11 protein-coding genes are annotated in these 11,462 nt (G+C 30.4%); 6 read left to right on the top strand and 5 right to left on the bottom strand.

All coding sequences use genetic code 11. The features are described 5' to 3' along the window. The first annotated feature begins 11 nt into the window (after window positions 1-11). From ACZ5N4_RS18200 to ACZ5N4_RS18220, 5 genes are all read left to right on the top strand, one after another. Complete coding sequence (locus tag ACZ5N4_RS18200; RefSeq protein WP_464203923.1) at window positions 12-854, top strand: TrmB family transcriptional regulator; 843 nt, start codon at window positions 12-14, stop codon at window positions 852-854. 408 nt (window positions 855-1,262) lie between these two features. Next, the gene (locus ACZ5N4_RS18205; RefSeq protein ID WP_464203924.1) at window positions 1,263-1,607 is read left to right on the top strand and encodes a PadR family transcriptional regulator; all 345 of its coding nucleotides are present in this window, start codon (window positions 1,263-1,265) and stop codon (window positions 1,605-1,607) included. A gap of 18 nt (window positions 1,608-1,625) precedes the next feature. Beyond that, window positions 1,626-2,195, top strand: coding sequence for an HAAS signaling domain-containing protein (locus ACZ5N4_RS18210; RefSeq protein ID WP_464203925.1), 570 nt, complete (start codon window positions 1,626-1,628; stop codon window positions 2,193-2,195). A gap of 10 nt (window positions 2,196-2,205) precedes the next feature. After that, window positions 2,206-3,255 (top strand): DUF4097 family beta strand repeat-containing protein, encoded by a 1,050-nt coding sequence (locus ACZ5N4_RS18215; protein ID WP_464203926.1) that lies wholly within the window; start codon window positions 2,206-2,208, stop codon window positions 3,253-3,255. A gap of 214 nt (window positions 3,256-3,469) precedes the next feature. Further along, window positions 3,470-3,622, top strand: a complete 153-nt coding sequence (locus ACZ5N4_RS18220) for a hypothetical protein (protein ID WP_464203927.1) — start codon at window positions 3,470-3,472, stop codon at window positions 3,620-3,622. A 229-nt stretch (window positions 3,623-3,851) separates the two neighbouring features. Here the strand turns inward: ACZ5N4_RS18220 and ACZ5N4_RS18225 are convergent, their stop codons facing one another. The 5 genes from ACZ5N4_RS18225 to ACZ5N4_RS18245 form a co-directional block, all read right to left on the bottom strand. Beyond that, window positions 3,852-4,628: a hypothetical protein gene (locus tag ACZ5N4_RS18225; protein WP_464203929.1), complete on the bottom strand. Its 777-nt coding sequence runs from the start codon at window positions 4,626-4,628 to the stop codon at window positions 3,852-3,854. Then, complete coding sequence (locus ACZ5N4_RS18230) at window positions 4,621-5,103, bottom strand: RNA polymerase sigma factor (protein ID WP_464203930.1); 483 nt, start codon at window positions 5,101-5,103, stop codon at window positions 4,621-4,623. Before ACZ5N4_RS18230 ends, ACZ5N4_RS18225 begins: the two co-directional genes overlap by 8 nt. Before the next feature lie 341 nt (window positions 5,104-5,444). Beyond that, entirely contained in the window at window positions 5,445-7,991 is a 2,547-nt protein-coding gene (gene uvrA / locus ACZ5N4_RS18235) for an excinuclease ABC subunit UvrA (protein ID WP_464203931.1), read from the bottom strand. Window position 7,992: 1 nt separating this feature from the next. After that, window positions 7,993-9,372: an MATE family efflux transporter gene (locus ACZ5N4_RS18240; RefSeq protein ID WP_464203932.1), complete on the bottom strand. Its 1,380-nt coding sequence runs from the start codon at window positions 9,370-9,372 to the stop codon at window positions 7,993-7,995. A gap of 67 nt (window positions 9,373-9,439) precedes the next feature. Next, entirely contained in the window at window positions 9,440-10,276 is an 837-nt protein-coding gene (locus tag ACZ5N4_RS18245; protein WP_464203934.1) for a MerR family transcriptional regulator, read from the bottom strand. A 475-nt stretch (window positions 10,277-10,751) separates the two neighbouring features. Between ACZ5N4_RS18245 and ACZ5N4_RS18250 the strand changes: the two genes are divergently transcribed. Continuing rightward, complete coding sequence (locus ACZ5N4_RS18250) at window positions 10,752-11,414, top strand: hypothetical protein (protein ID WP_464203935.1); 663 nt, start codon at window positions 10,752-10,754, stop codon at window positions 11,412-11,414. Window positions 11,415-11,462: the final 48 nt, after the last annotated feature.

The following is an 11,462-nucleotide window of genomic DNA, read 5'->3' on the forward strand; positions in this document are numbered from 1 at the left end:
GATATTTTATTATGAAACTTGATATATTAAAGACTCTACAAGAGTTAAACTTTACAGAATATGAGGCAAAAGCATACCTGGCTTTACTTGAGGAATCACCTCTTTCAGGATATGCAATTGCCTTAAACTCCGGTGTTCCAAGGTCTAAAATTTATCAAGTTTTAGCAGAACTAACTGAACGTGGAGAAATTTTTGTAAGTCTTGAAACACCTGCTCTCTACACACCCCTGCCACCTAAAGAATTAATTGCTAAAAGAAAACGTAAAGCTGAAACAGCTTTTGACAACGCAGAAAAAGCTCTAGACCGGTACACTTTTACTGCGCAGTATAGGGAAAATATTTGGAATATTACAGGACATGAAGCAATCATAAATCGCGTTAAAGAGGTTATAAAAAAAGCAACCAGCCGCGTTCTGATTGAAATATGGGCAAAGGATGCAAATGAATTAAAGGATGATTTGGAAGCAGCATCAATGAGGGGAATTGAAATAATTATCGTATCTTATGGAGATCTGTCTTTTGATTTTGCCAAGGTTTATTCACATGATTCTAGTGATCAGATAACCTTTGAGTACGGAGGACGCTGGATTATCATGAGCATTGATAATAAAGAAGTAGTTGCAGGAATTGTATCCCTAGGTAATGACAGCCGTGCAGCATGGACAGCTCATCCGGCATTAGTTATGCCAATCACGGAAGTTATCATACATGACCTGTATATCATGGAAATGCTTAATAAACATCGTAGTATTCTTGAAGCTAGCTTTGGTCCAGATTTGATTGAACTTCGCAAACTCTTTAATTCGGACTCACCATGGTTTAGTGTTGCTGAAAAGTTGGGATTAAATGAATAATTATATATCAATTTCATTAATGCAGAACTAAGCAAATTCAAAAGAATCTCTTAATTCTGCTTTGATGAAGGCGAACTATTTTAAGCTACTATCAAATAAAGTTCTTGCACTAATATATCCATTCTTTTCCAACTAAACAGACTTATCATTAACCCATTCAGCATATGAAAAACCTTCCCACTTATCTCCTTTAACCGATTGGTATATCTCTTCTATTATATCTCCTTATTAAAACTTAATCAAAATTCATATTCCTTATTTCTCCATAATTATTATACTTTGCTAAATCCATCTTTAACGAGTCTTTATAGAAAATTATACAAAACATTATTTAGTACCTTGCAATATTCAGTACCGTTCAGTATAATATAATTACCAAATCAAAACATAACAGAGAGGATTTTTCATATGAATGTTCAATTTAAAAAAGGTGTTTTAGAGCTATGTGTTTTAGCAGAGCTTTTCCAGAAGGATTGTTATGGTTATGAACTAGTTGATGAGATATCAAAACATATAGATATTTCTGAGGGTACAATATACCCTTTGCTAAGGAGATTAAAAGCTGATGGATATGTGGATACATATCTTCAAGAATCTTCAGATGGCCCCCCTCGAAAATATTATAGTCTTACAGAACTTGGCACAAAAAAAGGTTCGGAACTTATTAGTGAATGGATGCATTTTGTAAGTGGAGTAAATAAAATTGTAACCAAAAGCAATATAAAAAATTTATCTATAGAATTAAAGGATTAATTATAAGGAGGCTTTACAGTGACTAAAAATGAATTCATACAAACATTGAAGGAATCCCTTGGAAATATACCTGAAGATGAAAAGAACGATATTCTATATGATTATGAGGAACATTTTCAAATAGGTTTTCAAAATGGAAAAACTGAAGAAGAAATATCATCACAACTTGGAGATCCTAGGATTATAGTAAAATCTTATACTGCTTCCGCTACCGTTGAAAGGGCAGTGGAAAACTCTACTAGTAAAAATGTATGGAAAGCAGTTTTTGCGGCAATAACCTTAAGCTTTTTCAATTTAATAGTAGTACTTGGTCCATTTATAGCTTTAATTGGAGTTTTAGTTTCCTTGTATGCTGCATCTTTTGCTATGGTAGTAGCTGGCTTCTTCAGCATCTTTGGAATTATGCTTATGCCCTTTATAAATACTAATATGGTTGTTGGTATACCCCCTGTGGCTGGCATATTTTTAGGAATAGGTGTAACCTGTCTTGGTTTATTATTTTTTATTGGCAATTGCTATTTAACAAGGCAATTTTATAAGCTAACTGCTAGGTATTTAAAATGGAATATTCAAGTGGTAAGAAAATAGGAGGATTAAAATGTTTAATTATAATATAAAAAAAATAATTGTTATACTTGTAATTACTATGATTGCAAGTTTCTCTGCTGCGACTATAATCACTATTGCTGCTGGTGGCATTCATATGGCTTCTATGGGTATGAACCCCAAAAATTCGCAATCTTATTCTGTAAATGAAGAAAAGGCCAACAAAGTAAATAATATAAAAGAAATATATGTTGAAAACAGTTTTCCAGATATAAATGTAAAAGTAGAGAATACAGATGAAATTAAAGCGCACCTTTATGGCAATATAACATCTACCTTTAAGCCTAATCTTGAAGCTAAAGTAGAAGGTAATAAATTAATTATAAAATCTCTTTCAGAAAGTCATTTTGGCTTTGTGAATATTTCTGGAAATTTAAATTTAGATATAACTATACCTTCTTCGTATAACTCCAATATTGAAATAAATTCATCTTCTGGTAAAGTTACTGCACTGTCAGCTTTAAAGCTAAGTAATTTTAAGCTTCATATTACTTCCGGTGATGCAAATTTAAAGGATTTAACTGCTGAAGATTTAACTGTAAACTCAAGCTCAGGTGTTATAAATGGTGAAAAAATCACTTCAAAAAAAGCTTTAATAAAGTCTACCTCTGGTGATATAGCTTTTAAAAATTTAACCAGTGACAGCCTAGACATATCATCAAGCTCAGGCAGAATAAATGGAGATACTATAAACTCAAAGGATACTTCATTAAGTTCTACCTCTGGTGATATGAAGATTAATGCTTTTAAAGGCAATATTAATCAAAAAACTTCCTCTGGTAAAGTATTGATTACTTATTCTGAGTTTAATAATAATGTGAAACTCTCCAGTACCTCTGGTGATATAACTTTAAACTTACCTAAAGATGCTCAGTTTAAACTAAACTCAAAAACTACCTCTGGAGACATAAATTGTAGTTTTCCTATTACTATACAGGAAAAATCTAAAAGAGATAATTTACTCATAGGAACTGTAGGAAGTGATAAAAATTCAATAGAAATTGAAGCATCTTCTGGAGATGTGAATGTTACCTCGAAATAAGAGAGAAAAATAAAGCGTCTATTTCGAAGTGCCTCCAAATGCTAGACACATATAACATTTGGAGGTGTACTTCATTTTTAGGCTCTTTTATTTTGTTATTAAACAGTGTTGAAATAGACATAGTAATCATTACTAAATGGTGACGGTCGCTTTAGTAAGATTATAAGCCATTAGCAAAACAAATTGTTAACAATTTGTTTTGCTAATGGTTCTAATGAGCGCAGCGAATTTGCTAACAACTATTGTTACATCCGCTTTTGCAGCAATCCAGTGTTCCTCCGTTGCCAAAATGCAAATAGGTTCATCTTTAATAAACGCAGTAATTGTTGAGTTTGTATTAATAGGTGCTTCTAATATAAAAGATTAGTAGATCGTAATCAATTAGACGTTATATGTATTGGGTAATTTTAAGCAAAGAAAGCCATAATGACATTAAAAGTCATTATGGCTACTGCTTTATATAGAAAATCTGACTACTCTCAAAAATATATAAAATAGACTTTCACTGAATATTGTCTCTCCTAGTAAGAAACAAGCAATCTTCTAGGAATTTTATTCTATTTTAAAAAGCTTTAAATCTATATGCACTACCATTTTTATTTGGTATTTATAACCTGCTGTGCCATTTTAACTAATTCATCTTTTGATATATTAGAATCACCTCCTAAGAAAGAATAGTTAATTCCATCTTGCATCCAATTTAAACATTGAACTTGAGATATTTTTTCCTTGTCAGAATCAGATCCATAACTAAATACATATTTACCAGATAACTTATCCTTTTTATCTTGTTCTGTCATTTTATAATTTGCTGGCTCAGTCTTGTTAGCATATGAACAATAATATAAATCTATACCATTATAATTAGCAATAACAGTCTCTCTCTTTGATCTTTCACCTAACCTTCCATTTTCTATATAAAGACTTAATTTATCATTTCCTTTTGTATAAGTAAAATCAAGTGATTTTGTTTTTCCTGCAAAATTACCTTTATCATCAGTTCCTTTGTTATCTACAACACATCCATTTACAAAAGTGTAGCCATTATCAAATTTATTAACTAGCTTAGGATTAAATTTATAATCCTTCTTTACTTCTTCTGCTGTAGGTATAGTAGTATATGTTGGTATGCTACTTGAACTTGAAGTTATAGAAGTTATTTTTCCTGCAGCAAATGCAGTTGTTCCTATTACCATAGTAGCTACTAATGCAATAATAAATTTTTTCTTCGTAGATCCTTTTTTATATATTTTTACATTTTCCATTTTATCCTTCTCCTTTTTATCTGGTAAGCTGCTTAATGTTGAATTTACCCTATTTTTAAAACTTTCAGGTGTATCTGGAAAGGCATTATTCCAATCATATTTATTCATAAACTACCTCCATATCCTCTAACTTTATTTTTAATAATTTTCGTCCTTTTGCTAATCTACTTTTTACAGTTCCCGAAGGTATTCCCAAAATCTGTTTAATTTCTTCTACTGAATATCCCTCTACATAATAAAGAACAATTGTAATACGAATACGCTCTGGCAATTTTTGAATAGCCAAGTATAATTCGCTATAATCCTTTTGATCATCAGCTTTGACAAACTCAAAGTATTCTTCATAAGATACCTGTGGATATTCTTTACGTTTTAAACTATAGCATTCATTTATGAGTATCCTGACTAACCATGTTTTAAAATATTGTACTTTCTTTAGTGTATCTAATTTGTTATAAGCTTTTAAAATTGCAGCCTGAACTGCATCCTCACAATCTTCATCATGCATCAAAATTGATTTAGATATATGATATAAAGTAGATTCAACCTCAAGAACTTTATCTACAAATTCATCTTTATTCAATTGACTTCCTACCTTTCTTTGCAAACTGTAGCGCTACTTTTTTGCTTTACACTAATTAGATGGATATATCTACTAAATGGTTCATTAATTTTAGCTTAAAATTAAATTTTTTATAATATCTATAACTAACCTTATTTTCATAATAATTTAATACAATGCTGTAAGCTGCCTCTGTAAATCAACTACAAAACAAAGATATCATAAAATCCATTTCTGAATAATACGATATCTTAAGAAATTATTTAAATTAATGTATTTTCTTTTTTAATTTTTAAAACTAAATTTAGCAATATTATAGAAAGTATTTCCATTGAAATAAGAGTCTTAATTAATCACTTATACTAATTTTCCATTTGCTTAATAGCTCTTCCAGTAAAACTTTCCCTTGAGTTAATAACTTCTTCTAAAGTTCCTTCTACAATAACTTTGCCGCCATCTTTTCCACCTTCTGGACCCATATCTACTATCCATCCTGCTGTTTTTATGACATCCAAATTGTGTTCTATAACTATAAGAGTATGTCCTGCTTTAAGAAGTTTATCAAAAATAGCAAGCAGCTGTTTTACATCATGAAAATGCAGCCCATTTGTAGGCTCGTCAAAGATATATACAGTTTTCCCTTTAGTTTTTCTGCTAAGTTCTTTTGCGAGTTTTACTCTTTGAGCTTCTCCTCCGCTTAAGGTTGTAGCACTTTGTCCAAGCTTAATATATCCAAGGCCTACTTCTTTTAAAACTTCAAGCATTAAATGTATATCTTTATAATCTTTAAAGAATTCTGATGCCTCATTAGCATCCATATCCAGCACCTCTGCAATGTTCTTTCCATTGATTTCATTTTTAAGCACTTCTTCTTTAAATCTCTTACCTCTACATTCATCACACTCTATCCATACATCTGGCAAAAAGTGCATTTCTATTTTTATCTGACCTTGACCTTCACAACAAGGGCATCTTCCTTTTGCTGAGTTAAAGCTGAAATAATCAAAGCTCATATCATGTTCTTTAGCATACTCAGTATCTGCAAATGTTTTTCGTATTTTATCAAATACTCCTATATACGTAGCTGGATTAGATCTTGGAGTTCTTCCTATAGGCTCCTGTGAAACATTTATCACCTTATCTAGATCTTCATATCCTAAAATTTCACTATAATGTTCTACTTTATTATCCGCTTTATTTAATAAATTTTCTAAGAGTGGTTCTAAAGTTCTGCTTATTAAACTACTCTTTCCACTACCGCTAACTCCAGTCACAACATTTAATGTATTTAATCGAAAGTTTGCTGTAACGCTTCTTAAATTATTTAAGCATACACCTTTTATTGTAAGAAATTTATTACTTTCTAAATTATTATACATAATATCATTTACTCTTAAAGTTTTGCTCAAATATTTTCCTGTTAGTGAATTATTATTATTTTGAATAGTATCTAGATTCCCCTGTGCTATTATTTCCCCACCTAAAATTCCTGCATAAGGGCCTATATCCACAATATAATCTGCATGCTTCATTATTTCTTCATCATGCTCTACAACAATTACTGTATTTCCCTTATCTCTTAACTTTAGCAATGTACTTACTAATTTTTTTAAGTCACGTGGGTGCAGTCCTGTTGATGGCTCATCTAAAACATAAGTTATACCTGTAATTTCACTACAAAGCTGAGTAGCCAGCCTTACCCTCTGGCCTTCACCTCCAGATAAAGTCGGGGCACTTCTATTTAATGATAAATAATGAAGACCAACATCATTTAAAAAAGATAATCTTTTATATATTTCTAAAATTATTTCTTCTGACATCTTGAATACAAAATCCTCAGCATGTTCATATACATTTTTAATAAAGTTTAAAGCTTCTCTTACAGACATATTAGAAACCTCTGATATTGTTCTTTTTCCTATCCTAACATTACTTGCTTCTTTTGATAGTTTTGTACCCTTGCAGACACTACAAGTATTGAAACTCATAAATTGTGCATACTTTTTTCTTGTTATCTCAGAATCTGTTTCATAATAAAGTCTGGTTAATTCCGTAACAATTCCTTTAACCGGTTTAAGTGTAGTTTTACCTCCCATTATAGATGGATACTCTAACTTTTCTTCTCCTGAACCATACAATATTACATCTTGAAAACTCTTAGGTAAATCTCTCCATGGTGTTTCAATATCTAAATTATAATAACTAAATACAACATCTAAAGGTCCTGTTGGCCATGTAGTTTTATTATTTTCTCTAAGATTTCCAAACCAATTAATAGCACCATCTAAAATACTTAAACTTTCATCACCAATTAAAAGCTTTAAATCTACTTCCTGCGTAACTCCTAATCCCTTACAATGTGGACACATTCCATGTGGAGTATTGAAACTAAAATGCGCTGACATGAGAGGTTTAATAAAGGTGTGACAGTTTGGACATTCACTTTTACTATTTTTATAGAGCAATGTTTTTATTTCTGTTTTACAATTTTCACAGGTTCTAATCCCAATTCTAGAATAAAGCAGACGCAGGTAATCAGAAATTTCTGTTAAGGTGCCAACTGTAGAACGAGGGTTGTTGCTTACACTTTTTTGTTCTATTGCAAGTGATGGATTTAATCCTGAAATATATTCAACCTTTGGCTTTTCAATTTTTTCCATGCTTTTTTTTGCAAAGGTTGATAAACCTTTAATAAATCTGCGTTGTGCTTCAGCATGTATTATATCGAATACTAAAGTAGATTTACCGCTTCCACTAACCCCAGTAAATACAATGAGTTTATTCTTTGGCAGTTTCAAAGAAATATTTTTAAGATTATGATGCTTCGCACCTTTTATAATAATCATATTATCTTCAAATTCTTGATTAATACTTTCATTTATTATAAGTTCTCTAAGCTTAGTACTCATTTTACACCTCCAGCTTTGAATATTTCCTAAGTTCTGATGTAATAAGAATAACAGTCACTATAACTGATAATATTTCTGCACATGGTCCTGCATACAGAACTCCTAAAACTCCCAGAAACTTAGGTAAAATTATCATAAGCGGAACTATAAAAAAGGTCTGCTTACATAATGTAAGTATCATTGCTTTTGCAGGCTTACCTATAGCCTGAAAGAAAACACATGTTGTAAGTTCAAAACCTATGAACATACAAAGTCCCAAAAATATCTTAAAGGATTTTAATGCAAATTCATTATACAGTACATCATTTTGACCAAATAGATTTATTATGTTCTGTGTAAAAAACTGAAATATAATAAATCCTATTATTGATACAACGGTCGATATTTTTATAAGCATAAAATAGGTATCTTTCACACGTGTGAAGTTTTTAGCACCGTAATTGTATCCAAGTATTGGCTGGCCACCTATAGCTATACCTATTACAACTCCTAATAAAAGTTCATTCACTTTCATCACAATACCAATTGCTGATATGGGAATATCACTGCCATAAATTGATTGTGCTCCATAATCCTTAAGCATATTATTGCTTACTATTATTATTACTGTTACCGCTAATTGCGTAATTAAACTAGATACTCCAAAAAGCATTATTGTCTTACTTATCTTTACATCAAGCTTCAAATATTCTCTTTTAAACTTTATATTTTTAAACTTCTTAATATACATTAGAGAAATTGTACAGGATAAAATTTGTCCTATTATTGTTGCTATAGCAGAACCTTTAACACCCATAGCAAAATGAAATATGAATATAGGATTCAAAACAATATTTATAATTGCTCCAAGTATCATAGCTAACATTGAATATTCTGGACTACCATCTGCACGTATTATTGAATTTAAACCTGCTGCTAAAATCATAAAAGGAAATCCTATTAAAATTATTCTCATATAATCCAGTGCTATAGAAATGTTAGTGCTTGTAGCTCCAAAGCTCCATAGTAATTTCTCCATAAAAATATATCCAACTATTAAAAATATCAAACCTAAAAGCACCATCAAAATAATTGCATTACCTATTGCTTTAGCACCCTCTTCTTTATTTTTCTCTCCTAATTTTATACTATAGAAAGCAGCCGCTCCATCTCCTAAAAGTAGTGAAAAACCTAATGCTAAAACTACAAGAGGAAAAGTTATATTCGTAGCTGCATTACCGATATAGCCTACCCCTTGACCAATAAAAATCTGGTCAACAATACTGTAAAGAGCATTGACCACCATTGCAAGCACGCAAGGAATTGAAAACTTCATAATAAGCTTGCTTAATTTTTCATTTTCAATATAGTTTTCACTAATTTTTATACTCTTTTCGCTCACTGATATACACCTCTTTCAAACTTCATAATTGAAAGAATAATGCATCCAGTAACTGGAGAGTCAATACTTATTTTACTGGAATTATCAATTCAGTAACATAATTTTCTTCATCTGCTGTATTTATTATGTCTACAAGATAATTATCTATAGGCTCACCACAAATTTCATATCCATTTTCATAAATGTATTTATACATCTTTCTATAAGTATCTATCATATTATCATAACTTCCATAATGGATAGCAGTAACAGCTTTAAATCCTCCAAATTTTCTAACTAAACCATCTATTTCTCTTTCTTCAGATACAGCTATACAAACTTCAATATCATAGTCTTCCTTTTCTTTTTCTTCAAAATCGATACAGTCATCATAATATATTGCCATAGCATTCTTTGTAATATGAAAATTATTTTTTTCAACTAATGAGATCAGCTTACAGTACCTAACTGTAAATTCTTCAGTAGTGAAAGGTCCTTTGCTTCTGAGGTAAGCAACATAAGACACAGGTATTTCTTTTATCTCAATTTTAAAGTCCTTACGTTTTTTCTTTTCCTTCTTACTTTCTTTAATGCAAAACTGCAATTTTTCTTTTAGCATTTTTAAATCGTGGATTTTATTATCAATCTCTATACATTTTTCATTAATTTTTCTTGTGTTATATTCTAAGTCTTCTCTTCCTAAAAGCACTTTTATTTGCTTTAATGAAAAACCTGCTTCTTTAAAATGCTTGATTACAAGCACCAAAGTCAATTGATCATTTGAATAATATCTATAATTACTGTCTGGATCAATTCTTCTTGGGATTAATAATTCTATTTCATCATAGTATCGCAGTGTTTTTATTGGAATATTGCATATTTTAGATACTTCTCCTATTTGATAAAATTCTTTACTTTCGCCCATTCTATTAATCAACTCCTCATATATATTTCTATATGAACGCAATTAACTACATTTTACCATAATTATAATCTTTACGAAGTTTTCTTTAGACAATACCTCTATTTAAATTCCTAGCTTCATGTTTATCTGATCGCTACCATTGCTAACACCCCCATTCTTTGTATGAAACTCCTTCTCCTATTGTCGAAGGAGTAAGCGATTCGCACTAAATCATAGATTTATGCTCTCTGCTTAACTGTGGGATAAGCACTGCTATGCGCCTGGATAAGTTCTTCTAAGGTTCAGATGGAGAAAGTCATCCTTATAAGCAAACTCCATCTGAACCTAAGAATCACTTGATAAAATAACAACCACCAAAAGTAGTAAAATATTTCAAACAAAACAAGAAAAATATGTAAGATTTATTTCACGCTTACGATGATTTTATTATAATATTATTATAGTTATTAATTTTTAAATTAGAGGAGTTTGAATTGTGAAAAAGAATTTAGTTTTGATATTATGTTTAAGTTTGATTTTCACCTTAGTTGGTTGTAATAGTGATAAAAAAGCAAATAACTCTATACAACCTACTAATGAAACCCAAACTTTAGAAGATGGTTCAAAAAATATTAATAATCCAAAACAAGCTACTAATGAGAAAAATAGTGTTGATGAAAAAAAAGAAACAGATTTAAATAATACAAATTCTACACAGTCTACTAAAATAAATCCAAATAAACAAGCAGTAAAAGATAAAAATAATGTCTCTCAAAAAATAACCAAAGTAAATAGTAAAGTTAAATTGTATAACGGCACTTATTTTGATGATAGGCGTTTCGGAGATAATATCTTAAAAAATTATTGTGAGGTTGTAATTTCTAATATAACTAATACTTCTTTTGATTTTACTGTTTATGAAGTAAATATGGTAGATGGGAAAAAAGACAAAAAGGTTATTTCCCTTAGAAATACAGCAGTTTTTACAGGAGATGGAACAAAAGCTACTTTTTATGGACATGATTATACTCTTAACTTTACCTTTCCCAATTATCATAATGCATATCCTGTTGTAACAGACATGAAGATATCTGGCTTCAAACCATTAGAAGGCAAGACTTATGTTAATAATGAGATACCAGGACATGAATTCGGATAAAATAAATACCGGGTATATTTATATTATAAAAGCCACCGACTATTAAAA

The sequence above is a fragment of the Clostridium nitrophenolicum genome, assembly GCF_055391695.1.

Coding starts and splice junctions, on each gene's coding strand:
- ACZ5N4_RS18225 (WP_464203929.1), bottom strand. CDS start 4,628: ATGAATAAATATGATTGGAATAATGCCTTTCCAGATACACCTGAAAGT.
- ACZ5N4_RS18200 (WP_464203923.1), top strand. CDS start 12: ATGAAACTTGATATATTAAAGACTCTACAAGAGTTAAACTTTACAGAA.
- ACZ5N4_RS18205 (WP_464203924.1), top strand. CDS start 1,263: ATGAATGTTCAATTTAAAAAAGGTGTTTTAGAGCTATGTGTTTTAGCA.
- ACZ5N4_RS18215 (WP_464203926.1), top strand. CDS start 2,206: ATGTTTAATTATAATATAAAAAAAATAATTGTTATACTTGTAATTACT.
- ACZ5N4_RS18220 (WP_464203927.1), top strand. CDS start 3,470: ATGAGCGCAGCGAATTTGCTAACAACTATTGTTACATCCGCTTTTGCA.
- ACZ5N4_RS18245 (WP_464203934.1), bottom strand. CDS start 10,276: ATGGGCGAAAGTAAAGAATTTTATCAAATAGGAGAAGTATCTAAAATA.
- uvrA (WP_464203931.1), bottom strand. CDS start 7,991: ATGAGTACTAAGCTTAGAGAACTTATAATAAATGAAAGTATTAATCAA.